Source organism: Brevundimonas sp., assembly GCF_046295775.1.
Classification (GTDB): Bacteria; Pseudomonadota; Alphaproteobacteria; order Caulobacterales; family Caulobacteraceae; genus Brevundimonas.
In genome coordinates, this window is record NZ_JBKBML010000005.1 from 64696 (window position 1) to 89615 (window position 24920).

Consider the following 24920-nt stretch of genomic DNA (forward strand, 5'->3'; position numbering starts at 1 on the left):
CGTTGGTCGTTCCGATTACGCAAGGGGAGGATACGCCTTTGACAGGCGACGGCGTTCACATTCCCGTGCTTCGCGAGTGCGAGACGGATGCGCGGGACCTTCGCGTTCGCGAAGAGATCAGCGAAACAGCTTGCGAGCGTAGCGACGCAAACCCTTGCGCAGTCGGGCCAGGCGACGACGCGGGCGTTTGACGACCAGCTTCTCCGCCCGCAGGGCCTGTTGCCAGAAGACCGGCGCGAACTCCGGCTTCTTCCGCATCAACCGGCGAAAGGGATAGACCCATTTCGGCCGCGCGTGCTGGGCGCGGATGAACTGCCGCTTGGCCCAGTAGGAGTTGCGCAGGATCAGAACCAGACCCAACAGCGACACCGGCACGCCCAGAGGGCCGGGCAGAGGCGCGATCAGTATGCCCAGCAGAACCAGAACCGCCCCCACGCCCATCACGCCCCAGCGACGCAGGCGCCGCAGCAGGCTCTCGCCCTTGCGGGGTCGAGGTTCGAACGGATGAGGCAGGACGGGGACCAGGGTCACGCGGTCGATCCAAGTTGGGCGGGCTGAGATTACAGAACCGAGGCGGGGCTCGAAGGCTCCCCGCACGGCGAAACATGCCGGGAGCGTGGCGAGCCTGCCACAACCTGCCATTGACCTCTTTCCGCGGCGTCAGCGTGGCGGATTGATGAATTCGCCGTCATGCGGCGACACGCGCGTGCATGTTCGATGCAGTCGCGGCTAACATCTGCGTCTCGGGAATGGGGAACACCACAATGCGCAAGATCCTGATCGCCTCGGTTGCGGCCGCAGCCCTGATGGCCCTGTCCGGCCCTGTCCTGGCGCAAAGCGTCGACCCATCCGCCGCTGCGGCTGCCTCGACCGCGACGACCGGCCGGCTGATCCCGGTCCAGACCTTCGAACTGGACAATGGCCTGCGGGTGATCTTCCACGTCGACAGGTCGGACCCCGTCACCGCCGTCGTGCTGGCAGCGCGCGTCGGTTCGGCGCGCGAGACGCCGGGCCGCACCGGCTTCGCCCACCTGTTCGAGCATCTGTTCTTCCTGAACTCCGAGAACCTCGGCCCCGGTGGTCTGGACGCCATGAGCGCCCGCATCGGCGGCTCGGGCGCCAACGGATCGACCAGCTTCGACCTGACCGACTATCTGCAGACGGTGCCGAATGACGCTCTGGAGAAGATGATCTGGGCCGAGGCGGACAAGCTGGGCTTCTTCATCAACACCGTGACCGAGCCCGTGCTCGCCAAGGAAAAGCAGGTCGTCAAGAACGAGAAGCGCCAGTCCAACGACAACCAGCCCTACGGCCACACCTTCACGGTGATTCTGGAGAACCTGTTTTCGCAGGGGCACCCCTACAGCTGGCCAGTGATCGGGTCGCTGGCCGACCTGGACGCCGCGACCCTTGAGGACGTGCAGGAGTTCTATCGCCGCTGGTACACGCCCAACAACTCGACCCTGGTCATCGCCGGCGACTTCGATCCCGACCAGGCCCGTGCCTGGGTCGAGCGCTATTTCGCCGAGATTCCGCGCGGGGAAGAGCCGCCGGCCGTCCGTCCGCAGCCGGCCCAGCTGAGCGAGAGCCGGCGGCTGATGCATGAGGACAACTTTGCCCGCCTGCCGCGCCTGACCCTGACCTGGCCGGGGGTGGAGCGCGGCCATGCGGACGAGGCGGCGCTGGACACCCTGATGACCCTGCTGACGGATGGCCGCGATTCGCCGCTGACCAAGCTGCTGGTCGAAGAGGCCCAGATCACGGACGCCGTCGGCGGCGCGTCGATGAGCCAGCAGATCGCGGGCATGGTCCAGCTTCAGGTCACCGGCTTCGACGGGACCGATCTGGACACGGTCAAGGCGCGGCTGGACGAAGGCTTGGCGCGGTTCGAGCGCGACGGGGTCGACGCCGCCGCCCTGGAACGGGTCAAGACCCAGGCGGAGGCCGGCTTCTACGCTTCGCTGGGTTCGGTGCTGGGCAAGGGCTCGGCCCTGGCGCGCTACGACCTGTACGCCACGACGCCCGATGCGGACCTGGCCGCCATCCAGGCCGTGACGGCCGAGGACGTGGCGCGGGTCTATCGCACCTACGTCAAGGACCGGCCGTTCGTGGCCACCAGCTTCGTCCCGCGCGGACAGGCCGAGCTTGCGTTGGAGGGATCACAGGTCGCCCGCGTGGTGGTCGAGCCGATCGTCCAGGGCGCCGAGGCCGAGGTCGACCCCGACGCCGCCCAGGCGGTGGTCGAGCGCACCCCCTCGGCCATCGACCGCACGGTCGAGCCGCCGGCCGGTCCGGCACCCGTCGTGGCGTCGCCGACGATCTGGAACGCCGACCTCGCCAACGGAGTGAAGGTCTCGGGCATCCGCAACAACGAAGTGCCCCTGGTCACCTTCCAGCTGTCGGTCGATGGCGGCCAGCTGTTCGACGACCCGCAGCAGCCGGGCGCCGCCAACATGCTGGCGGCCCTGATGAACCGCGGCACGGCCCGCCGCACGCCCGCCGAGCTGGAGAATGCGCTCAAGGCCCTGGGCGCCTCGGTCAACGTCGCCTCGGGCGAAGAGCGCTTCCTGATCACCGGCACGACCCTGTCGCGCAACTTTGACGCCACCCTGGCCATCGTCGAGGAGATGCTGCTGGAGCCGCGTTGGGACGAGGCGGAGCTGGCGCTGCTGAAGCCGTCGATTACGGCCCAGCTGGCCGCGCAGCAGTCACAGCCGACCCAGATCGCCCAGCGCGTCTATGAGGTCGTGGCCTATGGCGACGACCACATCCTGTCGCGCAACCGCCTGGGCACGGCGGCCTCGGTGGCCGCGCTGGACATGGACGATCTGAAGGCGATGCTGGCCCTGTGGTCGCCGTCCAACGCCCGCTTCCGTGTCGTCGGCGACGTGGATCAGGCAGGCGCCACGGGAGCGCTGGCCGGCTTGTCGGCGCGCTGGCCCGATCGCGCGGTCGAGGTCCCGGCCTACGCCAGCCCGCAGCCGCCCGAGCGGTCGCAGGTCTTCTTCTACGACGTGCCCGGCGCGGCCCAGTCCGTGCTGATGTTCGGCGCGCCGTCGCTGACCCGGCAGGACCCAAACTACTATCCGGGCGTGGCAGCCAACTATCGCCTGGGCGGCGGAGGCTTCGCTTCGCGCCTGACCCAGCAGCTGCGCGAGGGGGCCGGCTACACCTATGGCGTCGGTTCGGGCTTCCAGGCGCGGCGGACGCTGGGCGACTATGCGCTGCGCAGCTCGGTGCGCTCCAATGTGACGCTCGAGGCCGCGACCCTGGCGCGCGACATCCTGCGCGACTACGGCTCGACGTTCACGGCCGACGACCTGACCGTGACGCAGAGCGCCCTGTCGCGCAGCCGGGCCCGCGCCTTCGAAACCTCCGGCGCCAAGCTGGGCGTGCTGGAAGCCATCGGCGACTATGGCCTGCCGGCCGACTACCTCAGCGCTGAAGCCCAGGTTATCGATCGTCTGACCATCGAGCAGGTGCAGGCCCTGGCCGACCGCTACATCGACACCGACCGCATGATCTACGTCGTGGTCGGCGACGCGGCGAGCCAGGAAGCGCGGCTGGAAGGCCTGGGCTATGGCGCGCCGGTGCGGGTCAACGACCGGCTGGCGGCGACGCGCTGAGATTGGGCTTTTGAGCGAAGATCTGAGTTCGGATGCGATCGCATCCGAACCGATTTCGCTTTAGCCGAAGCGGACGCCGGTCAGCCTTTCGGACGCGGTCCAGAGGGCGCCGGCGACCGCGACGTCCTGCGCCTGAGGCTTGATCTCGGCCACGCCGGGCGGGCCTTTCATCTCTTGAAAGCCTTGGGGTCCATAGTAGCCGGCGGGTGTCACCGTGGGGCTTGTGGCGGCCAGAAGAATGGGCAGGGCGCCATCGGCGGCTGAGTGGCTCATGACCTTTTCCAACAGGCCGACGGCCCAGCCGAACAGGGCGCCGCCCGGGCTGGCGGGGCCGTTGGCGATCAGGTCGGTGCGGGCGAAGCCAGGATGGGCGGCGACGCTGGTCAGGCCCCAGCCGTGGGCGTCACTTCGTCGCTGCAGTTCGATGGCGAACATCAGCATGGCCAGCTTGGACTGTTGATAGACAGGCCAAGGGCGGTAGCCGGTCTGATAGTTCAGGTCGTCCAGACGGATGGCGCCGCCCCTATGCGCCACGCTCGACAGCTGGACCACCCGCGCATTGGCTGCCTCAAGCAGGGGCAGCAGCCGCCCGGTCAGGGCGAAGTGAGAGAGGTAGTTGACGCCGAACTGCATTTCGAAGCCATCGGCGGTCGTCTGGCGGCGCGGCAGGGCCATCACGCCGGCGTTGTTGATCAGCAGGTCGATGGGCCGGCCAGACGCCAGCTGACGATCGGCGAAGGCTGCGACCGAGCCAAGGTCGGCCAGGTTCAACATCTCGAACCGGACCTCGGCCGACGGGTGACGCTCGCGGATCAGACGTTCGGCCTCGGCGCCCTTGTCGAGGTTGCGCGCCGCCAGCACCACCTCGGCGCCCTTGCCCGCCAGGACGAGGGCGGTCTCAAGCCCCAGGCCGCCCGTGGCTCCGGTGACGACGGCCAGTCGCCTGCTCTGGTCGGGAATGTCGTTCGTGGTCCAGTCGGTCATCGGCGCGGTCCTGTCGCTGGGGACGGGGAGGCGCAAGGGCGCGCCCGTCGGCATGATGGAGCCGACGGTCAACGTCCAAGAGACGAACTCCGATCCGACGCTGGCGACGCGACCGAAAAGCGCGCGATCAGGCCGCCTGGTTGGAGCCTTCGGGCGCGGTCCAGCGCAGCACGGGCGAGCGGGCGGCGCGGGTTTCGTCCAGGCGACGCAGGGGCGCGTGGAAGGGCGCGCCCTTGAAGCGGTCAACATCGCCGGCCTTGGCCGCGCCGGCCAGCGCGCGCATGGCCTCGATGAAGCGGTCCAACTCGGCCTTGGACTCCGTCTCGGTCGGCTCGACCAGCATGGCCCCGTGAACGACCAGCGGGAAGTACATGGTCATCGGGTGGAAGCCCTCGTCGATCATCGCCTTGGCGAAATCGAGCGTGGTGATGTCCGTGCCCTTCAGCCATTCGTCGTCGAACAGGGCCTCGTGCATGCAGGGGCCGTCGGGGAAGGCGGCGCTCATCAGGTCCGACAGGCGGGCCTTGATGTAGTTGGCGTTCAGCACCGCGTCCTCGGCGACCTGACGCAGGCCGTCCGAGCCATGGCTCATCATGTAGCTGAGGGCGCGGACATACATGCCCATCTGACCCTGGAAGGCGCACAGGCGGCCGAAGGCCTGAGCGGCATCCTCTTCGGCGCGCTCCAGCAGCTTGAAGCCGTCGCCGTCCGACACGACCCACGGAGCCGGAGCGAAGGGGGCCAGGGCTTCGGACAGCACTACCGGACCCGCGCCGGGACCGCCGCCGCCGTGGGGCGTCGAGAAGGTCTTGTGCAGGTTGATGTGCATGGCATCGACGCCCAGGTCGCCAGGGCGCACCCGGCCGACGATGGCGTTGAAGTTGGCGCCGTCGCAGTAGAAATAGGCGCCCGCCTCATGCGTCAGGCGGCTGATCTCCAGAATGTCGCGCTCGAACAGGCCGCAGGTGTTGGGGTTGGTCACCATGATGGCGGCCACGTCGTCACCCAGCTTGGACGCCAGATCGGCCACATCCACGCGGCCGTCGTCGGTCTGAGCGACCTCGACCACCGAATAACCGACGAAGGCGGCGGTCGCCGGATTGGTGCCGTGGGCCGAGGTCGGCACCAGCACCTTGCGGCGCTTGGCGTGTTCGCCGGACGCCTCATGCGCGGCGCGGATGGCCATCAGGCCGCACAGCTCGCCGTGCGCTCCGGCCTTGGGCGACAGGGCGACGGCGGGCATGCCGGTCAGGGTCGTCAGCCAGTGGGACAGCGTGTCCATCAGCTCCAACGCGCCCTGAACCGTCGACTGCGGCTGCAGCGGGTGGATGTCCGAGAAGCCGGGAAGGCGCGCCATCTTCTCGTTCAGGCGCGGGTTGTGCTTCATCGTGCACGAACCCAGCGGATAGATGGCCAGGTCGATGGCATGGTTCTTCTGGCTCAGGCGCACATAGTGGCGCATGGCCTCAGGCTCGGACAGGCCGGGCAGGCCGATCGGATCCTTGCGGACCAGATCGCCCAAGTCGGCGCCGTCGGTCTTAGGCTTCGGCAGATCGACGCCGGTCTTGCCCCAGCCGTCGCCCTCGAAGATCAGGGCTTCGTTCTGCAGCAGGCCGCGGCCGCCGGTCAGGGTGGCGGGCTTCTCGGAGACGGCGTTCGGAGTGGTCGGACGGCCGACGGTGTTCATGGTGCTCATGGTCTGTCTTCCGTTCAGGCGGCCAGGACCTTGGCGAGCGCACCCGCCAGGATCTTGATGTCGGCGTCCAGCGTCGTCTCGGTCGCGGCGACCAGCAGGACGTCGTCCATGCCGGCGTCGGGAGCCAGGCGGCTGTAGGGCACGCCGGCCAGGATGCGGTGTTCGGCCAGGCGCTCGACCACCTCGGCCGCCGGCTTGGGCAGCTTCACCGCGAACTCGTTGAAGAAGCGCGGGGTCAGCACTTCGACGCCCGGAACGGCGGCCAGGGCGTCGCGCGTGGCGACGGCCTTTTCATGGTTCAGCAGGGCCAGGTTGCGCAGGCCCGTCTCACCCAGCAGGCTCATGTGGATGGTGAAGGCCAGGGTGCAGAGACCCGAGTTGGTGCAGATGTTCGACGTCGCCTTGTCGCGGCGGATGTGCTGCTCGCGCGTCGACAGGGTCAGGACGAAGCCGCGCTCGCCTTCCGCATCGACCGTCTCGCCGCAGAGGCGGCCTGGCATCTGGCGGATCAGCTTTTCGCGCGTGGCGAACAGGCCGACGTAGGGGCCGCCGAAGTTCAGCGCATTGCCGATCGACTGGCCCTCGGCCGCGACGATGTCGGCGCCCATTTCGCCGGGCGACTTCAGCAGGCCCATCGAAACCGCTTCGGTGACCACGACGATCAGCAGGGCGCCGGCGGCGTGGGCGGCCTCGGCGATCTTCGTGACATCTGTGGCCGTGCCGAAGACGTTGGGGGTCTGGACGACGACGCAGGCGGTGTCGGCGCCGATCTGGGCGATGACGTCGGCTTCCGCGTCGACGGCCGCCGGCAGCACCTGGGTCTCGACGCCGACCGCGTGCACCACGGTCTCGGTCGCCTGGACATAGTGGGGATGCACGCCGCCCGAGATCACCGCCTTGTTGCGGCGGGTCACGCGCGTGGCCATCAGCACGCCCTCGGCCATGGCGGTCGAGCCGTCATACAGCGAGGCGTTGGCGACCGGCATCCCGGTCAGGTTCGCGACCTGGGTCTGGAATTCGTACAGATACTGCAGCGTGCCCTGTGCGATCTCCGGCTGGTACGGCGTGTAGCTGGTCAGGAACTCCGACCGCTGGATGATGTGGTCCACGGTCGCTGGCACATGGTGCTTGTAGGCGCCGGCGCCGCAGAAGAAGGGCGTCGTCCCCGCCGTGGCGTTCTTGCCCGCCATGGCCGAAAGGGCGCGCTCCACCTCCAACTCGCCCGCCACGCGCGGCAGATCGACCGGCCCGTCAAGCCGCGCCGACTGGGGCACGTCCACGAACAGGTCGTCGATGGATTTCGCGCCGATGGCGGCGAGCATCGCCGTGCGGTCGTCGGGCGTCAGGGGGAGGTAGCGCATGGGTGTCTCTCTCTGCCGTCATGCTCGGTCGTGAGCCGAGCATCCGGCAACTCAGGCGGCGGTGCGGCTGGACCCTCGGGGCGAGCCCGAGAGTGAAGGCCGGATAATCAGAGCGTCTTCAGGAAGTCGTCGTAGGCGGCTTGGTCCATCAGGCCGTCCAGCTGGGCCGTGTCGCTGACCTTGATCTTGGCGAACCAGCCGTCGGCTTCGGGCGCGGCGTTGACGGTCTCGGGCGCGCCGGACAGGACGTCGTTGGCCTCGACCACTTCGCCCGAAACGGGAGCGTAGACGTCGGACGCGGCCTTGACGCTTTCGACCACGGCGAAGCTGTCGCCCTTGGAGACGGTCTTGCCGACTTCAGGCACTTCCACGAACACCACGTCGCCCAAGGCGTCGGCGGCGTGCTTGGAGATGCCGACGGTGGCGATGTCGCCGTCCAGGCTGACCCACTCGTGATCCTTGGTGAACTTCATGGTCTGATCTCTCAGGCTTTGGGTTTGCGATAGTAGCGTTGGGCCACGAAGGGCATTGCGACGACCTCGGCGGCGGCGGGCTTGCCGCGCACGATGACCTTCAGCTCGGTTCCCAACTCGGCGAAGGCCGGCGGGACGTAGCCCATGGCAATGTTCTTGCCGAGGGTAGGGGAGGGGCCGCCCGAAGTGACCTTGCCGATGACCTGGCCGTCGTCGTCGGCGATCTCTGCGCCCTCGCGAGCCGGGGCGCCTTCCTTGACGATCAGGCCGACGCGGACGCGGCTGGGGCCGTCGGCCAGTTCATTGAGCAGGCGGTCGGCGCCGTTGAAGTCCGCCCGTTCCTTCCTCGACTTGGACAGGGCGAAGGTCAGGGCGCCCTCGACCGGGCTGGTGGTCGGATCGATGTCGTGGCCGTGCAGCGGCAGGCCGGCCTCAAGCCGCAGCGAATCGCGTGCGCCCAGGCCGATCGGCTTGACGCGGGCGTCTTCAAGCAGAGTGTTCCAGACGCGCTCGGCCTGGTCGGCCGGGACCGAGATCTCGTAGCCGTCCTCGCCGGTGTAGCCCGAGCGCGAGACGTAGCAGTCGGCGCCGAACAGCATCAGCCGGGCGCAGTCCATGAAGCCCATTTCCGCCAGCACCGGCTCGTGAGCGGCCATGACCTCGGCCGCCTCGGGGCCCTGGATGGCCAAGAGCGCGCGGTCGTCCAGCACCGTCAGCGTGGCGTCGCCCTGCAAGTTGGCGGACCAGAAGGCGAAGTCCTCGTCCTTGTTGCCGGCGTTGACGACGACGAACAGGCCGTCATGATCGGGGCGGCCGGCCATCAGGTCGTCGATGACGCCGCCCTGTTCGTTCAGCAGCAGCGAATATTTCTGCCGGCCCGCCTTCAGGATCGCGTAGTCGCCGGGGACGAAGCGCTCGAACTGGCTGACGGCGTCCGCGCCGGTGATCTTGCACTGGCCCATGTGCGAGACATCGAACAGGCCGGCGTGCTCGCGGGTCCAGCGGTGCTCGGCCAGCACGCCTTCATACTGGACCGGCATGTCGTAGCCGCCGAAGCCCACCATGCGCGCGCCGGCGGCCCGGTGCGCCGCGTTCAGGGGCGTGGTTTTCAGTTGCGCGTCGGCCATCGGATCACTCGGTCGCGTGTTGGGGCGGACAGCTCCGCCGTGGTCGCGCCCCCGCTGTCCTGAAGCCTGAGAGATTCCGGTGTCGCCACCTTGCTCCGTCGGCGCGCCCCCAGACCGCAAGATCCTGGGCGACTTTCCAGCGTCCGTGCGCCGTCGCGGTCCGTTTGCCTGAGCGTTTCCGGGGCGGTTGCGCCTTCGGCGTCGGGGCCAGTTTCCTGGTCCGATCTCTCCCGCGAGAGCGCCGGACCCTGTGCCGCAATCCGGCGCGAAGTCAAGCGCGGCGGAACCGGGCAAACGCGGTCGCGGTTGATGATCGCAAGGCTGTCTCACACCCCCGCAAAGCCCCTCAGGAAAACGAATGTCCATCCTCGACAAGATTCTCGGCAACGACGAACCCCGCGACACCCCCGCCAAGCCCGATCACGATATGCAGAAGGTGCTCGACGAGCTGGCCGCGCTGGGCCCCAAGCCGATCGAGACGCTGAGCCCCGAAGAGGCCCGTCGCCAACCGACGCCGACCGATGCGGTCAAGTCGCTGCTGCGCAAGGACGGCAAGAACCCTGACGACGACCTCGGCGTCGCCACCCGTGACTTCACCATCCCCGGTCCCGCGGGCGCCATCCAGGCGCGGCTGTATGGACCTGATCTGGACAAGCCGAACGACCGGCTGTCGCCGGTGGTGGTCTATTTCCACGGCGGCGGCTTCGTCTTCGCCGACCTGGACGTCTATGACGGCGGCCCGCGCGGCACCTCCAAGATGGCCGACTGCATCTTCGTGTCGTGCCACTATCGCCAGGCGCCGGAGAACAAGTTCCCCGCAGCCCACGAGGACGCCGTCGCCGCTTACAAGTGGGTGACCGAAAACGCTCAAAGCTTCGGCGGCGACCCGCAGAAGATCGCGGTCATGGGCGAATCGGCCGGGGGCAACCTGGCGATCAACGTCTCGATGGCGGCGCGCGACCAAGGCCTGCCGGTCCCGGTCCATCAGGTGCTGGTCTATCCGGTCGCCGGCGTCGACATGGACAATGAGTCCTACCGCGAGAATGCGAACGCTAAGCCGCTGAACAAGCCGATGATGGAGTGGTTCGTGAAGCACATCTTCAACGATCAGTCCGAGGCCCAGGACCCGCGCGTCAATCTTGTCGGCGCGGCCAATCTCGCGGGCTTGCCGTCGACCACGGTCATCCTGGCCGAGATCGACCCGCTGCGAACCGAAGGCGAGCAACTGGCCGAGAAGCTGGAGCAGGCGGGCGTGGACGTGCGCCACAAGACCTTCAACGGCTCGACACACGAGTTCTATGGCATGGCCACGGTCGTCCCCGACGCCATGGCGGCCCAGACCTTCGCCGCCCACGAGCTGAAGCGGGCCTTCGGCACGGCGATCCTGCCGATCTGAGCGGTAAGGGCGAAACAACGGAGAGGCGGGCTTCGGCCCGCCTTTTCTTTGCGCCCGAGCTCGCCCGACAGGCGAGCGGCATTGAACCTTTCCAGCGATTCCGACTTAGGTGAACCCAGACATTAAGATTTGGGTAACCATGCTGCGCGCCATTCGCATCGGCCTTTTCATCGGCATCGTCTTGGGCATGAGCGCGTGCGCCGCCTTGCCCGAAGGCGGCCCGGAATCGGGCGCTTACGGATCTGTCGAAGTCGGGCGGACCCGCTGAGGTCTATGAATCTCGTGGCGCGGGGGGGATTCCTCGCCTAGTATCGCCGGGCGGACGCCGAATGATGCGCCGCGTCTCGGGTCTTTCCCACCTCGATGTTGACCATCGCTATCGTCGTCGTGCTGCTGCTTGTGGTGCTGAACGGCCTGTTCGCCATGACCGAGCTTGCGGTCGTGTCCTCCCGAAAATCCAGACTGCAGAGCCGCGCTGAAAAGGGCGACAGAGGCGCGCGCAAGGCGCTGAAGCTCTCGGAAGAGCCGACGCAGTTCCTGTCGGCCGTGCAGGTCGGGATCACCCTGATCGGCATTCTGGCGGGCGCCTACGGCCAGGCGACCATCGCTGGCGAGCTGGACCGCATCATCGAGACGGCCTTCCCGGCGCTTGAACCCTATTCGCAATTCTTCGCCACCGCCGTAGTGGTCGTGCTGATCACCTATGTGTCGCTGATCGTCGGCGAGCTGGTGCCCAAGCGCCTGGCGCTGATCTTCCCCGAGACCATCGCCTCGAAGATGGCTGCGCCCATCTCCGCGCTGGCGGTCCTGCTCAAGCCCTTCGTTCTGCTGTTGACGGCTTCGACCTCGGGCATCCTCAAGCTCATGGGCGTCAAGGACCGCGACGGTTCGGACGTCACCCAGGAAGAGGTGGAGACGATTCTCGCCGAAGGCACCTCGGCCGGCCTGATCGAGCCCGAGGAACAGGAGATGATCGAAGAGATCATGCGCCTGGGCGACCGCCAGATCCGCGTCGCCATGACGCCGCGCCACGAGGTCTTCTGGGTTGCGCTGGACGATTCTGAGGAAATTCTGCGCGGCGAGATCCGCTCGTGCCCCTATTCGCGCATCGTGGTGGCCCGCGACAGCGACGTCGATAATCCGCTGGGCGTGGTGCACAAGAAGGACCTGCTGGACAGCCTGCTGGACAATGGTGAGTTCAACGTCGAGACCCTAGTCCAGACGCCGGCCTTCATTCCGCAGTCGACCTCGGTGTTGAAGGCGCTGGAAATCCTCAAGGGCTCCAAGGTTCACATGGCCTTCGTGGTTGACGAGTACGGCGCCTTCGAGGGCGTCGTGACCGCCACCGACCTGCTTGAGATGATCGCCGGGGACTTCGATGAGGGCCACGACGAGGGCCAGGCCCTGATCCGCGCCCGCGACGACGGCACCTGGATCGTCGATGGCCGCACCGATCTGGACGAGCTGGAAGACGTGCTGGGCGAGGACTTCGGCGAGCACGAAGGCTTTCACACCGTGGCGGGCTTGGTCCTACACCACCTGTCGCGCGTGCCGGTGGAAGGCGAGGTGCTTCAGCTGGGGCGTTTCGAGGTGGAGATCATCGACATGGACGATCGCCGCATCGACAAGCTGCTGTTCAAGACGCTGATCGCCGCCGAGGCCGAGGCGCAGGCGCGAGAAGAAAAAGCCGAAGCCTGAAAGGTCCACGCCGCTTGAAAAGCCCGGCGGGGTCGGGCATACGCCCCGGTCTGGCGAGCGCGGCCTTCCGGGGCCGCGATCAATGCTAGGAGTTTAGCTCAGCTGGTAGAGCACCGGTCTCCAAAACCGGGGGTCGTGGGTTCGAGTCCCTCAACTCCTGCCATTCCCTCTGTCGCCTTCGGGTGGGGCATCCTATCTGAGGGCGAAGGCATCAACCGTTAGAAGAGCATTCGATGGCGAAGGCGAAGACCCCCGGCGGACGCCGCCCGGCGGGGAAACAATCCGGTCCCGCGGCCGGATCGACGGTCACCGTCGATCAGCCGGCCGTCGCCAAGCCGCGCGTGACGCCGGCTCAGTTCGTGGGTCAGGTTCGCGCCGAAGGCCGCAAGATCACCTGGCCGTCGCGCAAGGAGACCTGGATCACCTCGGTGATGGTGTTCATCATGGTTGTCATCGCCGCCGCCTTCTTCTGGATCGTGGACATGGGTCTGGGCTTCGCTTCCGAATTCATCCTCGGCCTCGGCCGATAACAGGAGACGCGCGAAATGACTGACGCCGCGCCCGAAAAGCCCGCCGCCAACCCGCGCCATAAGTGGTACATCGTCCAGGCCTATTCGAACTTCGAGAAGAAGGTCGCCGAGCAACTGCGCGAGCAGGCTCGCCAGCGCGGGCTGCAGGACCACTTCTCGGAAATCCTGGTGCCGACCGAGGAAGTCGTCGAGGTCCGTCGCGGCCGAAAGGTGAACTCCGAGCGCAAATTCTTCCCCGGATATGTGCTGGTGAAGATGGAGCTGACCGACGACGCCTACCACCTGGTCAAGGACACCCCGAAGGTGACCGGCTTCCTGGGCGCCGCGGGCGGCACCAAGCCGCTGCCTGTCTCGGAACGCGAAGTTCAGAACATCATCGGCGCCGTGGAAGAGGGCGTCGAACGTCCCAAGCCCACGATCCGCTTCGACATCGGTGAGACGGTCAAGGTCATCGACGGCCCGTTCGCCAGCTTCGACGGCCAAGTCGAAAGCGTGGACGAGGACAACGCCCGCCTGCGCGTTGCCGTCTCCATCTTCGGCCGCGCCACGCCGGTCGATCTGGAATACAATCAGGTCGAGAAAGTCTCGGGCTAGGCCTTCTGACAATCAGAATTCACGCGGCGGCTCCGACAGGGGCCGCCGTTTGCGTTTGGGGCCGCCCTCCGCTATAGGCGCGCCTCCCGTTTCGATGGGGCAAATCCGTGGGAGGCAGCCATGCCGCACCACGGCTCACCGGCCCGGGCACAGCGTCCGGGTCATTCATAGGAGAGACCAATGGCCAAGAAGATTCTCGGCTACATCAAGCTGCAGGTCCCCGCCGGCTCCGCGACCCCGTCGCCGCCGATCGGGCCGGCCCTGGGTCAGCGCGGCGTCAACATCATGGGCTTCTGCAAGGAGTTCAACGCGCGGACCGAGAAGGAAGGCAAGGGCACGCCCCTGCCGACCGTCATCACCGTCTACCAAGACAAGAGCTTCACCTTCGTCACTAAGACGCCGCCGGCGACTTGGTTCCTGAAGCAGGCCACTGGCCTGAAGTCGGGCGCCAAGCTGACGGGTCGCGAGACCGCCGGTAAGATCAAGCGCAGCCAGCTGCGTGAGATCGCCGAGAAGAAGATGAAGGATCTGAACGCCAACGACCTCGACGCGGCGACTAAGATCATCGAAGGCTCGGCCCGCGCGATGGGCCTGAACGTGGTGGAGGGCTAAGCACATGGCCAAGCAAGCCAAGCGCATTCAAGCCTGGACCGGCGACCGCGAAGCGGCCCTGCCGTTCGCCGACGCCATCAAGGCCGTCAAGGACAACGCCAAGGCCAAGTTCGACGAGTCGATCGAGATCGCCGTCAACCTGGGCGTCGACCCGCGTCACGCCGACCAGCAGGTCCGCGGCGTGGTCAACCTGCCGTCGGGCACGGGCCGTGACGTTCGCGTCGCCGTGTTCGCCAAGGACGCCAAGGCCGATGAAGCCCGCGCCGCCGGTGCGGAACACGTCGGCGCCGAGGATCTGTACGAAAAGATCAACGGCGGCTTCATGGACTTCGACCGCGTCATCGCGTCGCCGGACATGATGGCCCTGGTCGGCCGTCTGGGTAAGGTGCTGGGCCCGCGCGGCCTGATGCCGAACCCCAAGGTCGGCACCGTGACCCCGAACGTGGCTCAGGCGGTCAAGGACGCCAAGGGCGGTGCCGTCGAGTTCCGCGTCGAGAAGGCGGGCATCGTGCACGCCGGCATCGGCAAGGCCTCGTTTACGCAGGACGCGCTGGAAGCCAACGTCAAGGCGATCGTCGACGCCCTGAACAAGGCCAAGCCGTCGGGCGCCAAGGGCACCTACGTCAAGAAGATCAGCCTGTCGTCCACCATGGGCCCGGGCTTCAAGATCGACCCGGCCTCGCTGGGCGCTTGATGTCAGACCTGTTGCGCGCAAGCGCGACTGGCCAGCTATAAAGACGACCCCGGAGAGCCATCTCCGGGGTCGTTTTGCTTTGGGAGTTGATGATGGCGGACGTTCTCAAGGTCGCCGTGGCGGTTGGCAGCACGCGCGCGGGGTCGATCAATCAATCCCTGGCTGGGGCCCTTGCGCGGCTGGCGCGCGGCCGTCTGGACTTCGACCTGCTGCCCATGCGTGCGTTGCCGCTGTACGACGGCGACCTGGAGGTCAGCCCGCCCGACCCCCTGTGGGACTTCAAGGCACGGATCGAGGCGGCCGACGGCGTGCTGTTCGTCAGCCCCGAGCATAACCGGTCGGTGACGGCCCTGATGAAGAACGCCATCGACTGGGCGTCCCGGCCCGCCGGTCGGAACTCGTGGCTGGGCAAGCGCGCGGCGGTTTGCGGCGGCTCGCCCGGAACGCGCGGGGCCGACATGTCGCAGATGCACTTGCGCCAGATCGTCGTCGCCCTGGGCGTCGAGATGATGCCTCAGCCTGAAGCCTACCTTCAGCTAGGCGAGGACGCCTTCACGCCGGAGGGCGGCTTCGCCGACCCCACCGTCCAGCGTCGCCAGGCCCTCTTCGTCGAGGCCTTTGACGCCTGGCTTCGTCGTTAGATCGAGGTTGAACCGCCGCGGGGCTGGCGCGTTGCAGCCGCTCGAAGGGCCGGAGTCATCTCATGAATTTGTTCGGACGACGGGGCGACATCGCCTCGCCAGGCTGGTCGCCGGCCAAGATCGTCTTCGCCGCCGTGGCTCTGGTCGGCGTCTATTTCGCGTTCCAGCTGGCGATCGCCCTGTCGCAGCTATGGGTCATGATGTTCGCCGCGGTGGTGGTGGCCGTCCTGATCCGGTCTGTCGCGGACCCGATCATCAAGCTGATCCGCCTGCCGGCGGTCGTGGCGGTCATCCTGGCGGTCGTGCTGATCATCGGCGGTCTGGCCGCCCTGTTCTATCTGTTCGGCTCGCAGATTTCGGCCCAGGTCGCCGATCTGGCTCAGCGCCTACCCTTGGGCTGGAGCCGCGTAGAGACTGCCATTGAGTCCCAGCCCTGGGGCCAGCAGTTGATGGGCAGCATGGATCAGTTGAGCGGCTATGCCGAGCGCGCCCTAGGCTGGGCCCAAACCTTTGCGATGGGGGTCGCCGCCGCGCTAACCGGCCTGTTACTGGTGTTCGTGGCCGGCATTTATCTGGCCCTGTCGCCCGACAAGGCGCGCGAGGGGCTGATCGGCCTGTTCCCAATGGATCGTCGTCCGCGCATCCGCGAGGTGCTGAACACCACGGGGCGCGCGCTGAAGGGGTGGCTCCGGGCGCAGCTGATCGCCATGACGCTGGTGGGTCTGCTGTCCGGCATCGGCCTGGCGCTGATCGGCGTGCCGTCGCCGGTCGCTCTGGGCGTCATGACTGGCCTACTGGACTTCGTGCCCATCGTCGGACCGATCGCGGCGACCATCCCGGCCTTGCTAATGGCGGCCACGGTCGGCTGGGAGCAGGCGGCGCTGACACTGGTGCTCTACATCGTCGTCCAGCAGGTCGAGAGCGTTCTGATCATGCCGCTGGCGCAGAAAAGCGTGGCCAACCTGCCGGTGATCATCACCGTCTTCGCGGTCGTGGCCTTCGGCAGCCTGTTCGGCCCCTTGGGCGTGCTGTTCTCGGCGCCGCTGGCGCTGACCCTCTATGTGCTAGTCACCATGCTGTATCGTCAGGATGTGCTGAAGGACGACGAGGCCGAAGCCCCCGGGGAAATGCCTTGACGCCCTGTGTGATGCGCCCGCTTGCGGCATGCTCGCCAAGGTTGGTAAGCAGGTGGCGGGGGACACATCATGAAACGTTTGATCATTATCGCTGTCACGGCGCTGACCATGGCCTGGGCTACGCCTGGCGCAGCCCAGGACGCGGGCTCCGAGCCGCTGGCGCGCCGCTTTGTCGAGATCAGTCTGACCGGCATGGACAAGGTGCTGCAGAACGCGGTCAACGGCGTGATCGGCGAATTGCCCGAGGACATGGAGGCCGAGCATCGACGCTGGTTCACCGTCAATGCGCAGCCTATCCTGATGCGCCACATGCGCCCGCTGATCGACTGGATGGCGGCCGATTATGCTGAACGCTTCACGCGAGACGAACTCGAGGCGCTGATAGCCTTCTACGACACGCCGCAGGGCCGGCGCATCGCGTTCAAGCAGATGGAATCCGGAGCAGCCGCCGGCGTGCAGACGGCGGAGTTTCAAACGGCCTATGTCACTGAACTGCTGACCAAGTTCTGCGCCGAATTCGACTGCGAGGACGAGGGCTCTTCCACCGCGCCGGCCAACAAGCCCGCACGCCGTTGATTTCCGCGCAAAGCCGTGTATAGAGCGCGGCTTCCCGTCGCCGGTTCGCCGACGACGGTCCTGTCCGAGAACTTCGGGGTCTGGGGGCCGCCCAGATCGTAACTGTCAGAGAGCCCTCTGACGCCGTGGGGAGATGGGGACGCAAACTGACCGATGTCGGCCCGGCCTTCCGGGATGGACGCCCGTCAGTCGCTTCCTTCGGACAATACGACCGGCCCTAACGTTTCGCAGCGATGCGGCGCGCTTTGGCCAATCCGTCGTCGGGAATAAGCCTGGCGGCGAATGCCAAGACTGGAGACCGCAATGGATCGCGCACAAAAGGCCGAATCGATCGAGTCGCTCAAGGGCGTCTTCGCCGATGCCGGCAGCGTGGTCGTGACCCACAACCTGGGTCTGACCGTTGCGGAAATGGAAGACCTGCGTGGTCGTCTTCGTAAAGAAGGCGGCGCGTTCAAGGTGGTCAAGAACCGCCTGGCGCTGAAGGCGCTCGAGGCCGAGGACGGCAGCGAATACCACCCCCTGTTCAAGGGTCCGGTGGGCATCGCCTACGCTGAAAACCCCGGCACCGCCGCCAAGGTCGTCACCGAATTCGCCAAAGGTAATGATCGCTTCAAGATCGTTGGCGGCTTCATGGGCGCGACCGTCGTCGACCAGAAGGGCGTCGAGGTTCTCTCGAAACTGCCCACGCTGGACGAAGTCCGCAGCCAACTCATCGGCCTGCTCAACGCGCCCGCGACCAAGATCGCCGGCGTGCTGCAAGCACCCGCCGGTCAGCTGGCCCGGGTGTTCAACGCCTATGCCACCAAGGACGCGGCGTAAGCCGCACCTTTCATCTCCGCATTCCTCTCTAAACCTCATCCTCCGAAGGAAAACTGACAATGGCCGACCTCGCCAAGATCGTCGAAGACCTGTCCGCCCTGACCGTTCTGGAAGCTGCCGAACTGTCGAAACTGCTGGAAGAAAAGTGGGGCGTCAGCGCCGCTGCTCCGGTCGCCATGGCCATGCCGGCCGGTGGCGCGGGCGCTCCGGCTGAAGCCGCTGAAGAGCAAACCGAGTTCACCGTCGTCCTGGTTGACGGCGGCGACAAGAAGATCAACGTCATCAAGGAAGTCCGCGGCGTCCGTTCGGACTTGGGTCTGAAGGAAGCCAAGGACTTGGTCGAAGGCGCTCCGCAGAACGTCGTCGAGAACGTCTCCAAGCAGGCCGCCGACGAGCTGAAGAAGAAGCTCGAAGACGCCGGCGCCAAGGTCCAGATCAAGTAATCTGGCCTTCGGCTGACGCTGAAGATCGGGAAGGGCCCGGCGGGAAACCGCCGGGCCTTTTCTTCGTTTGGCCCTCGCGGCGCGGGCGCACAGCCCCCATGTGCCGCCTTCGACACATGGAGCGAGCGCGATGAAGATCCTGATGGTCCTGACGTCCCACGACCGGCTGGGCGACACCGGCAAGAAGACCGGTTTCTGGCTCGAGGAGTTCGCCGCGCCCTACTATGCGCTGAAAGACGCCGGCGCCGAGATCGTGCTGGCCTCGCCCAAGGGCGGGCAGCCGCCGCTGGATCCCAAGAGCGACGCGGAAGACGCGCAGAGCGAAGACACTCACCGCTTCAAGGCCGACGCCAATGCACAGGCGGCCCTGGCCAATACGGTCAAGCTGTCCGAGATCGACGCCGGCGAGTTTGACGCTGTCTTCTACCCCGGCGGCCACGGCCCGCTTTGGGACCTCGCCGAAGACCCGCAATCCGTCGCGCTGATCGAAGCCTTCGCCAAGGCGGGCAAGCCCACCGGCTTCGTCTGCCATGCGCCGGGTGTGCTGAAGTCGGTCAAGGCGGCCGATGGCGCGCCGCTGGTCAAGGGCCGCAAGGTGACCGGCTTCACCAACAGCGAAGAAGAGGCGGTCGGCCTGACCGACGTCGTGCCCTTCTTGGTCGAGAACATGCTGGCCGAAAACGGCGGCGAGTATGTGCGCGGCGAGGACTGGTTGTCCTTTGTCGTGACCGACGGAACCCTGGTCACCGGCCAGAACCCGGCCTCGTCACGCGAAGCCGCCGACGCGCTGCTGTCCGTGCTGAAGCGGGACTGAGCGCGGGCGAGGCGTCAGCGCGAGCGCGTTGAAAAGAACGCCCACATCGCCTCATTGTCGGCGACCCAGCTGTGCCCGCCGTCGCGAGTGACGTGGGCGAGGACATCGGCGTCGGCGCGACAAGCCGCATAGCCTTCCTCGTAGACATTGGGCGCAACCCAGCGGGTCGGGCGGACGGTCGCGCAGCCGTTGATCTGGGCCCAGCGCTGTTCGGCGGCGTGCATGGTGTAGCTCCAGTAGCCCGCGCCGCCGCCCTGGATCGGATTGACGGTGTCGGCGTCGCCGGCGAAGGCCATGACCGGCATGGGACGCGACGGCGTGCAGGTCGTCGGGTCGGGCCGAGCCGGGTCGTGCGCGTCCGGATTTCCGGCGCGTAGCCCCACGACGGGGGCGATGGCGGCGAAGCGGTCAGCGGCGACGCAGCCCAGCCAGGACGCCATGCGTCCGCCGCCCGACAGGCCGGTGACATAGACACGCGCGGGATCGACGCAGCCCTGGGTCGCCAGGGCGTCGATGGCCGACGTCAGATAGGCGACGTCGTCGGCGTCGGCGGCGCCGGGAACCTCGCCGGTGATGGTCGGCACGCCGGGGATGTTCCACACAAAGCCCCGCTCGACCGGTATGCCGGCGTCTGGCGCGACGACGATGAAGCCGTGCCGGTCCGCCGTGTCCGCGAGGCGAGAGTCCCGAAGGATTGCCTCGCCAGTCCCGCCGCTGCCGTGCAGGACAAACACCAGCGGGGTGGGACGGGCGGCGTCCAGCCCACGCGGCAGATGCACGACCAGCGACCGTCCCGTGTCCGCGACCGGAAAGCGGAAGGTGCTGCCCGGCTGACCCGGCCCGCAGGCGGCGAAGGCGGCCGGCGCCCATGCCAGAGTCAGGGCGGCGACGAGAAGCGAGAGCAGGCGGGCCATGCTTGACCTCACCTAGCGCCGGCGCGGCGTCAGGATATCGCCCAGGCGGTCCGGCGCGCCGGGGATCCGCTCCAGGCGTGGGTAGCGCAGGCCGTCGTGGTAGTCGAAGACCACGGTGCGGTAGCGGTCGCCGTTTCGGATCAGCAGGCTGATCGGCCGGTCGGTCCCCTTGGCGGCGGTGACCGCCTCGCGCAGCACCTGGGCGGAGGCAGCGCGGTCGTTGACGGCGACCAGGTCCCAGCCCGGCCCGATGTCCGCCTCGAACGCGCGGCCGCCCCAGCGGATGCCCGACAGCCGGTTCGACGCGCCCGACAGGGTGAAGCCCAGCGAATACTGGAAGTCATTGGCCCAGCCGGACTGAATGCGCTTCTCGGCCGCGGTCAGTTCGTCGGTGTAGGTCAGCCGGTAGCCACCGCGCTCCAGACCATCCAGCGGCGCGCGGGCGTCGGGGCCGACGGCGTCCAGCCGCTGGCGCAGGAAGGCCGCCCAGTCGTGCGGATGGACCGCGTTCAGGGCCGTCACCACATCCTCGAACGTATAACCGCGCGGCGCCCAGGAGCCGTCGTCGCCGCCGAAGAAGCCCTTGGCGAAGTCGTCCAGCGAGCGCCGCCCGCCCGTCTGCTCACGGATCAGGGTGTCGGCGTCCAGCCAGATCAGCAGGGCCTCGCGGTAGTAGTCGCCCGTCCCGCGCATCCACGAGGCGTACGGATTGCTGGTGCGATAGCCGAGCAGATTGTGGTTGTTGGTGTCCTGCAACGCGCGCCATTCGCGGCCGGGCTGGTTGTCATAGAAGGCCGCGATCTCGGCGAAGCTGGTCAGGATGTCGTCTTTCGACGCCAGGCCGGCGCGCGCCGTCAGGACGTCGCCCCAGTATTCGGTCTGGCCCTCATAGACCCACATCAGGGTGTTCTGGGTCGGGATGTTGTGGTTGGCGGTCAGCTCATCGACGGGCCGGCTGCGCTTGCCGTTCCAGGCGTGCACGAACTCGTGCGGCAGCAGGCCGACGCTGCCCAGGCTGCGGCCCCAGTTGGAGAAGAAGTCGGTCGGCACCGTGTTCTCGGACGAGCGATGGTGCTCGAGCCCGATGCCGCCCATGCGAGAGGTCATTCCCACCAGGAACTCGTAGCGGTCGAAGGGACGCGCGCCGAATAGCCGGTCGGCCTGGGTGACCATGTTCTCGAACCAGCCCAGCTGCTCGGCCGTAGGCGCGATGTGCCGGGCCTCGTCGGCCACGATGTGCATATGGATGTCCGAGCCGCGCGGGTCGATGTCCACACGGCGGTAGTGGGCGCCGCCGAACAGAGGACTGTCGATAAGGGTGTAGAGGTCCGTCGACGCAAAGGTCGCCAGCCCGTTCTCGAAGCTGACGGTGTCCATCGCCACGCCATAGCTCCAGCCTTCGGGCAGCTGGATCGAGGGCTGGAAGGTGATGCCGGTCGAACGATAGCCGGCTGGATAGAGCAGCGCCTTTTCCCACTGCAGGTTCAGCATCTCGGGCGTCATGACCACGCGCCAGGTCGAGTTGTCGGGCTGGGTCAGCCACTGGAACTCGACCTGGATTTCGGACACGCCCTGCGGAATGTCGAAGTGGAAGGCGTAGGGGTCGATGGTGTCGCGCAGCCATTCGATGCGCTGGCCGCCGCCCGTCGCGGTCACGCCCGACAGCAGCTGGATCGGACCGGTCGCGGCGTGGTTGCCGGGCAGGAATTTCGGATACAGCAGAACCAGCGGCCCGGCGGCGACCGGGATGGTCTGGCGCACGCGCACGATCTTGCGCTCGACGTCGGTGGCGTCGACCTCGTAGCGGATCACGCCGGGATAGGTCTCGGCCGTCGGCTCGGGGATCGGCGGCAGGGCGCGGGGCAGGGCCAGCGGCGTGTTCTGGGCCGTAGGCGCGGTCGGCGCCTGGGGGCCGCTCCAGTCCTGAGCGAAGGCGGCGGGCGCCGCGGTCAGCATGAGCAGGGCAAGCGGAGCGGCGCGCAGGGCAGACGTCATGAGGCCTCGAGGGTCTGAAAGCAGGATTTGCCCAACCCTAGCGGCTGACGGGGAAACGCCAAGCCCGCGTTTCCCCTGATCCGCGTCTAGCGCCGACGCGGCGCCAGGATGTCGCCCAGCCGGTCCGGCGTGCCGGGGATGCGCTCCAGCCGCGGGTAGCGCAGGCCGTCATGGTAGTCGAAGCGCACGGTGCGGAACTCGCTGCCGTTCTTCATGATCAGCTCGATCGGCTGGGTCGCGCCCTTGGCGGCCGTGATGGCGGCGGCCAGGCCAGCCGGGGTGGCGGCGCGGCCGCCGATGGCGACGATCTCCCAGCCCGGCGTCAGGCCCTGCTCGAAGGCCGGCCCGCCCCAGACGACCGAGGTGATGCGGTTCTGGGCGTTCGTCATCAGGCCCAGCGAATAGATGAAGTCGTGCCGTCCCAGCTCGCCGTACAGCGTCTTCATGTAGTCCGAGGGCGTCTCGGCGAAGACCAGGCGGTAGCCGCCGCGTTCGATGCCGGCCAGCGGACCTTGCGACTGCGGGCCGACCGCGTCCAAGCGGGTCCGCAGGAAGGCGGCCCAGTCGTTGCGCTCGACTGTATTGAGCACGCCGGTCACGTCCTCGAACGTATAGGGCGCGGGATCCCAGTTCCCGTCCTCGACCCCGAAGAAGCCCTTGGCGAAATCGTCCAGCGAGCGCCGCCCGCCCGACCGCTCGCGGATCAGGGTGTCGGCGTCCAGCCAGATCAGCGAGCCTTCGCGATAGTAGTCCTCGCTGCGCTGCTGGCTGGGCCAGGGCTGGGGCCGGCGCTGGGCGATGATCGGATCGTTGGTCGTGTCCTGCAGGGCGCGCCATTGGCGACCCGGCGGGTTCAGATAGGTCGCCGCCGTCATGGCCAGCACGTCCAGCGCCTGCTGTTTGGACATCAGACCGGCCCGCGCCGTCAGGACCAGGCCCCAGTACTGCGTCTGGCCCTCATAGACCCACAGCAGGGAGTTCTGCGCCGGGTCGTTCAGCGTGGGCGTCAGCTGGTCCGCCGGACGGCGCCACTTGCCGTTCCAGCTGTGGACGTATTCGTGGCCCAGCAAGTCGCGGTCGACCAGGGTGGCCTCTCGGTCGGTGAAGTATTTGGTGTCGACGCTGTTCTCGGACGAGCGTTGATGCTCCAGCCCGATCCCGCCCAGACGATCCGACACGGCCAGCAGGAAGTCGTAGTGGTTGAAATGGCGCGCGCCGAACAGGCGGTCGGCCTGGCGGACCAGTTCGCGGTGCTGGGCCAGATGCGCGTCGTCGATCGCCAGCATTGCGGCCTCGTCGGCGACGATGTTCAGCCGCACCGGCGAGCGGCCGTTCGGATCGAGATCGACCTGGCGATAGTGCCGCCCGGCGAACAGCGGGCTGTCGGCGAAATGCTCGAGGGTGATGGGTGCGAAGGTGGCCACCCCGTTCTGAAAGCCCTCGGTGTCCAGCGCCGTGCCGTAGTTCCAGCTCTCCGGTAGGCGCAGCGTCGGCTTGAATGTGATCTGGCGGCTGTAATAGCCCGCCGGATAAAGCAGCGCCTTCTCCCACTGGATGTTCAGCATGTCTGGCGTGACCACAACGCGGCCTTGGGCCCCGTCGAGGGGCGTCAGCCACTGGAAGGCGACGTCGACCTGGCCGACGCCGGCGGGGACGGTGATCTGGAAGGCCCAGGGCTGCAGGGTGTTGCGCACCCACTCCAGCCGCTGGCCGTTGGCCGTGAAAGTCAGGCCGCCGATGTCATCGACCGGGCCGACGGGGCCGTGATTGCCGGGGATCCATTGAGGATACAACAGAACCAGCGGACCGGGTCCGGCGACGGGAATGGTCTGGCGCACCGAGACGATGCGGCGGCCGATGTCGGTCGCGTCCACGTCGATGCCGATGACGCCGGGGTAGGGCGCGTCGCGCGGCGCGGGGATCGGGACCAGGGCGACCGGCAGGGCCGGCGCGGCGACCTGGGCGAGGGCGGGCGCGCCGAGAGGCAGCAGAACGGCGGCGGCGCAGGCGGCCAGGGCGAGACGCTTCATGGACGGGCTTTCGGCAGAACGCGCCGCGTCGGCGCGGCGGCCGCAGATCACAGCGCCTGACGCCCTGCGTCAACCCGCCGCAGCGTCGTCAAGGTTCGAGATTGACGTCCAGCAGTTCGACGGTGAAGCGCAGGGTCGAGCCGGGCGGGATCTTGTCGCCGCCGACCCAGCGCTGGCCGTAGGCGAGGTCGGGGGGGATGACGAACTCGAACGTCTCGCCTTCGCGCATCAAGGCCACGCCCTCGGTCCAGCCCTTGATCACGCGGTTCAGCGGGAAGCTGGTGGGTTCGTTGCGGGAATAGGAGCTGTCGAACTCGCGCCCGTCGATGAAGCTGCCGCGATAGTGGACGCGCACGGTGTCGGTTTCGGCGGGTTGGGGGGCGTTGGGCTGGTCGCGGCCCACGCGGCGATACTGCAGCCCGCTTTCAGTGGTAGTCCAGCCGCGGCGCGCGCCGTTCCAGTCCAGATAGGCACGGTTGCCGGCCTCCCAGCCCTCCTGAGTGCCGGGCGTGGCCACGGCGGCGGCGGCCCGCTCGGCGGCGATCACCGTCTCCGAATAGGTCACGGGCGTGTGGCCGCAGGCAGCCAGCGGGAGGACGAGAGCGAGGGGGGCCAGGCGACGGATCATGCCGTCACGCTTATCATGCCGCCGGTCGCTGTCACGCTCGATTTCGGGCGCGACAATCCCGGCGGCGGGGCCTTTATTTCGCCGGAGATCGGCGTATATATGCGCCTCCCGCAGATTCCATGGAATTCGCGCG

24 protein-coding genes, 1 tRNA gene and 1 riboswitch are annotated in these 24920 nt (G+C 67.5%); of the genes, 15 read left to right on the plus strand and 10 right to left on the minus strand.

Annotated features, from left to right (window positions below; all coding sequences use genetic code 11):
* Window positions 1–117: 117 nt before the first annotated feature.
* Window positions 118–531 carry a hypothetical protein gene (locus tag ACK4I0_RS04910; RefSeq protein ID WP_409608567.1) on the minus strand — a complete coding sequence of 138 codons (414 nt, stop codon included), beginning with the start codon at window positions 529–531 and terminating at the stop codon, window positions 118–120.
* A gap of 233 nt (window positions 532–764) precedes the next feature.
* Between ACK4I0_RS04910 and ACK4I0_RS04915 the strand changes: the two genes are divergently transcribed.
* Window positions 765–3626: a M16 family metallopeptidase gene (locus ACK4I0_RS04915; RefSeq protein WP_409608569.1), complete on the plus strand. Its 2862-nt coding sequence runs from the start codon at window positions 765–767 to the stop codon at window positions 3624–3626.
* Window positions 3627–3686: 60 nt separating this feature from the next.
* On the opposite strand, the gene ACK4I0_RS04920 is transcribed toward ACK4I0_RS04915, so the two are convergent.
* From ACK4I0_RS04920 to gcvT, 5 genes are all read right to left on the minus strand, one after another.
* Window positions 3687–4610, minus strand: coding sequence for an SDR family oxidoreductase (locus tag ACK4I0_RS04920; protein ID WP_409608571.1), 924 nt, complete (start codon window positions 4608–4610; stop codon window positions 3687–3689).
* 127 nt (window positions 4611–4737) lie between these two features.
* Window positions 4738–6306 carry an aminomethyl-transferring glycine dehydrogenase subunit GcvPB gene (gene gcvPB / locus ACK4I0_RS04925; protein WP_409608573.1) on the minus strand — a complete coding sequence of 523 codons (1569 nt, stop codon included), beginning with the start codon at window positions 6304–6306 and terminating at the stop codon, window positions 4738–4740.
* 14 nt (window positions 6307–6320) lie between these two features.
* On the minus strand, window positions 6321–7667 hold the full coding sequence (gene gcvPA / locus ACK4I0_RS04930) for an aminomethyl-transferring glycine dehydrogenase subunit GcvPA (protein WP_409608575.1): 1347 nt from the start codon (window positions 7665–7667) through the stop codon (window positions 6321–6323).
* 107 nt (window positions 7668–7774) lie between these two features.
* Window positions 7775–8140 (minus strand): glycine cleavage system protein GcvH, encoded by a 366-nt coding sequence (gcvH, locus tag ACK4I0_RS04935; RefSeq protein ID WP_409608577.1) that lies wholly within the window; start codon window positions 8138–8140, stop codon window positions 7775–7777.
* Between the two features lie 11 nt (window positions 8141–8151).
* On the minus strand, window positions 8152–9267 hold the full coding sequence (gcvT, locus tag ACK4I0_RS04940) for a glycine cleavage system aminomethyltransferase GcvT (RefSeq protein WP_409608579.1): 1116 nt from the start codon (window positions 9265–9267) through the stop codon (window positions 8152–8154).
* Window positions 9268–9413: 146 nt separating this feature from the next.
* Window positions 9414–9510, minus strand: a riboswitch (glycine riboswitch).
* Between the two features lie 115 nt (window positions 9511–9625).
* Between gcvT and ACK4I0_RS04945 the strand changes: the two genes are divergently transcribed.
* The 14 genes from ACK4I0_RS04945 (at window position 9626) to ACK4I0_RS05010 (ending at window position 19220) form a co-directional block, all read left to right on the plus strand.
* Complete coding sequence (locus ACK4I0_RS04945; protein WP_409608581.1) at window positions 9626–10663, plus strand: alpha/beta hydrolase; 1038 nt, start codon at window positions 9626–9628, stop codon at window positions 10661–10663.
* Window positions 10664–10802: 139 nt separating this feature from the next.
* On the plus strand, window positions 10803–10931 hold the full coding sequence (locus ACK4I0_RS04950) for a hypothetical protein (protein ID WP_409608583.1): 129 nt from the start codon (window positions 10803–10805) through the stop codon (window positions 10929–10931).
* Between the two features lie 95 nt (window positions 10932–11026).
* Complete coding sequence (locus ACK4I0_RS04955; RefSeq protein ID WP_409608585.1) at window positions 11027–12361, plus strand: hemolysin family protein; 1335 nt, start codon at window positions 11027–11029, stop codon at window positions 12359–12361.
* A gap of 87 nt (window positions 12362–12448) precedes the next feature.
* Window positions 12449–12524: transfer RNA gene (locus ACK4I0_RS04960), tRNA-Trp, on the plus strand.
* Window positions 12525–12594: 70 nt separating this feature from the next.
* Window positions 12595–12891, plus strand: coding sequence for a preprotein translocase subunit SecE (gene secE / locus ACK4I0_RS04965; protein WP_409608587.1), 297 nt, complete (start codon window positions 12595–12597; stop codon window positions 12889–12891).
* Window positions 12892–12906: 15 nt separating this feature from the next.
* Window positions 12907–13485, plus strand: a complete 579-nt coding sequence (gene nusG / locus ACK4I0_RS04970; RefSeq protein ID WP_409608589.1) for a transcription termination/antitermination protein NusG — start codon at window positions 12907–12909, stop codon at window positions 13483–13485.
* Between the two features lie 180 nt (window positions 13486–13665).
* On the plus strand, window positions 13666–14097 hold the full coding sequence (gene rplK / locus ACK4I0_RS04975; RefSeq protein ID WP_135064384.1) for a 50S ribosomal protein L11: 432 nt from the start codon (window positions 13666–13668) through the stop codon (window positions 14095–14097).
* 4 nt (window positions 14098–14101) lie between these two features.
* Window positions 14102–14791 carry a 50S ribosomal protein L1 gene (gene rplA / locus ACK4I0_RS04980; protein ID WP_409608591.1) on the plus strand — a complete coding sequence of 230 codons (690 nt, stop codon included), beginning with the start codon at window positions 14102–14104 and terminating at the stop codon, window positions 14789–14791.
* A 92-nt stretch (window positions 14792–14883) separates the two neighbouring features.
* A complete protein-coding gene (locus tag ACK4I0_RS04985) occupies window positions 14884–15432 on the plus strand; it encodes an NADPH-dependent FMN reductase (protein WP_409608593.1) in 549 nt (182 codons plus the stop codon).
* Between the two features lie 62 nt (window positions 15433–15494).
* Window positions 15495–16568 (plus strand): AI-2E family transporter, encoded by a 1074-nt coding sequence (locus tag ACK4I0_RS04990; protein WP_409608595.1) that lies wholly within the window; start codon window positions 15495–15497, stop codon window positions 16566–16568.
* 69 nt (window positions 16569–16637) lie between these two features.
* Window positions 16638–17144 (plus strand): DUF2059 domain-containing protein, encoded by a 507-nt coding sequence (locus ACK4I0_RS04995; protein ID WP_409608597.1) that lies wholly within the window; start codon window positions 16638–16640, stop codon window positions 17142–17144.
* Window positions 17145–17447: 303 nt separating this feature from the next.
* The gene (gene rplJ / locus ACK4I0_RS05000) at window positions 17448–17963 is read left to right on the plus strand and encodes a 50S ribosomal protein L10 (RefSeq protein WP_409608599.1); all 516 of its coding nucleotides are present in this window, start codon (window positions 17448–17450) and stop codon (window positions 17961–17963) included.
* 59 nt (window positions 17964–18022) lie between these two features.
* Window positions 18023–18406: a 50S ribosomal protein L7/L12 gene (gene rplL, locus ACK4I0_RS05005; protein WP_409608601.1), complete on the plus strand. Its 384-nt coding sequence runs from the start codon at window positions 18023–18025 to the stop codon at window positions 18404–18406.
* Window positions 18407–18536: 130 nt separating this feature from the next.
* Window positions 18537–19220, plus strand: coding sequence for a type 1 glutamine amidotransferase domain-containing protein (locus ACK4I0_RS05010; RefSeq protein WP_409608603.1), 684 nt, complete (start codon window positions 18537–18539; stop codon window positions 19218–19220).
* A gap of 14 nt (window positions 19221–19234) precedes the next feature.
* On the opposite strand, the gene ACK4I0_RS05015 is transcribed toward ACK4I0_RS05010, so the two are convergent.
* The 4 genes from ACK4I0_RS05015 to ACK4I0_RS05030 all read right to left on the minus strand — a co-directional run bounded on the left by ACK4I0_RS05015 (window position 19235) and on the right by ACK4I0_RS05030 (window position 24787).
* Window positions 19235–20134, minus strand: a complete 900-nt coding sequence (locus ACK4I0_RS05015) for an alpha/beta hydrolase family esterase (protein ID WP_409608605.1) — start codon at window positions 20132–20134, stop codon at window positions 19235–19237.
* A gap of 12 nt (window positions 20135–20146) precedes the next feature.
* Window positions 20147–22129, minus strand: a complete 1983-nt coding sequence (locus tag ACK4I0_RS05020) for a M61 family metallopeptidase (RefSeq protein ID WP_409608607.1) — start codon at window positions 22127–22129, stop codon at window positions 20147–20149.
* 86 nt (window positions 22130–22215) lie between these two features.
* Window positions 22216–24159 carry a M61 family metallopeptidase gene (locus tag ACK4I0_RS05025; RefSeq protein WP_409608609.1) on the minus strand — a complete coding sequence of 648 codons (1944 nt, stop codon included), beginning with the start codon at window positions 24157–24159 and terminating at the stop codon, window positions 22216–22218.
* An 88-nt stretch (window positions 24160–24247) separates the two neighbouring features.
* Window positions 24248–24787: an FKBP-type peptidyl-prolyl cis-trans isomerase gene (locus ACK4I0_RS05030; protein WP_409608611.1), complete on the minus strand. Its 540-nt coding sequence runs from the start codon at window positions 24785–24787 to the stop codon at window positions 24248–24250.
* Window positions 24788–24920 lie beyond the last annotated feature (133 nt).

Coding starts and splice junctions, on each gene's coding strand:
- ACK4I0_RS04915 (WP_409608569.1), top strand. CDS start 765: ATGCGCAAGATCCTGATCGCCTCGGTTGCGGCCGCAGCCCTGATGGCC.
- ACK4I0_RS04920 (WP_409608571.1), bottom strand. CDS start 4,610: ATGACCGACTGGACCACGAACGACATTCCCGACCAGAGCAGGCGACTG.
- gcvPB (WP_409608573.1), bottom strand. CDS start 6,306: ATGAGCACCATGAACACCGTCGGCCGTCCGACCACTCCGAACGCCGTC.
- gcvPA (WP_409608575.1), bottom strand. CDS start 7,667: ATGCGCTACCTCCCCCTGACGCCCGACGACCGCACGGCGATGCTCGCC.
- gcvH (WP_409608577.1), bottom strand. CDS start 8,140: ATGAAGTTCACCAAGGATCACGAGTGGGTCAGCCTGGACGGCGACATC.
- gcvT (WP_409608579.1), bottom strand. CDS start 9,267: ATGGCCGACGCGCAACTGAAAACCACGCCCCTGAACGCGGCGCACCGG.
- ACK4I0_RS04945 (WP_409608581.1), top strand. CDS start 9,626: ATGTCCATCCTCGACAAGATTCTCGGCAACGACGAACCCCGCGACACC.
- ACK4I0_RS04950 (WP_409608583.1), top strand. CDS start 10,803: ATGCTGCGCGCCATTCGCATCGGCCTTTTCATCGGCATCGTCTTGGGC.
- ACK4I0_RS04955 (WP_409608585.1), top strand. CDS start 11,027: ATGTTGACCATCGCTATCGTCGTCGTGCTGCTGCTTGTGGTGCTGAAC.
- secE (WP_409608587.1), top strand. CDS start 12,595: ATGGCGAAGGCGAAGACCCCCGGCGGACGCCGCCCGGCGGGGAAACAA.
- nusG (WP_409608589.1), top strand. CDS start 12,907: ATGACTGACGCCGCGCCCGAAAAGCCCGCCGCCAACCCGCGCCATAAG.
- rplK (WP_135064384.1), top strand. CDS start 13,666: ATGGCCAAGAAGATTCTCGGCTACATCAAGCTGCAGGTCCCCGCCGGC.
- rplA (WP_409608591.1), top strand. CDS start 14,102: ATGGCCAAGCAAGCCAAGCGCATTCAAGCCTGGACCGGCGACCGCGAA.
- ACK4I0_RS04985 (WP_409608593.1), top strand. CDS start 14,884: ATGGCGGACGTTCTCAAGGTCGCCGTGGCGGTTGGCAGCACGCGCGCG.
- ACK4I0_RS04990 (WP_409608595.1), top strand. CDS start 15,495: ATGAATTTGTTCGGACGACGGGGCGACATCGCCTCGCCAGGCTGGTCG.
- ACK4I0_RS04995 (WP_409608597.1), top strand. CDS start 16,638: ATGAAACGTTTGATCATTATCGCTGTCACGGCGCTGACCATGGCCTGG.
- rplJ (WP_409608599.1), top strand. CDS start 17,448: ATGGATCGCGCACAAAAGGCCGAATCGATCGAGTCGCTCAAGGGCGTC.
- rplL (WP_409608601.1), top strand. CDS start 18,023: ATGGCCGACCTCGCCAAGATCGTCGAAGACCTGTCCGCCCTGACCGTT.
- ACK4I0_RS05010 (WP_409608603.1), top strand. CDS start 18,537: ATGAAGATCCTGATGGTCCTGACGTCCCACGACCGGCTGGGCGACACC.
- ACK4I0_RS05015 (WP_409608605.1), bottom strand. CDS start 20,134: ATGGCCCGCCTGCTCTCGCTTCTCGTCGCCGCCCTGACTCTGGCATGG.
- ACK4I0_RS05020 (WP_409608607.1), bottom strand. CDS start 22,129: ATGACGTCTGCCCTGCGCGCCGCTCCGCTTGCCCTGCTCATGCTGACC.
- ACK4I0_RS05025 (WP_409608609.1), bottom strand. CDS start 24,159: ATGAAGCGTCTCGCCCTGGCCGCCTGCGCCGCCGCCGTTCTGCTGCCT.
- ACK4I0_RS05030 (WP_409608611.1), bottom strand. CDS start 24,787: ATGATCCGTCGCCTGGCCCCCCTCGCTCTCGTCCTCCCGCTGGCTGCC.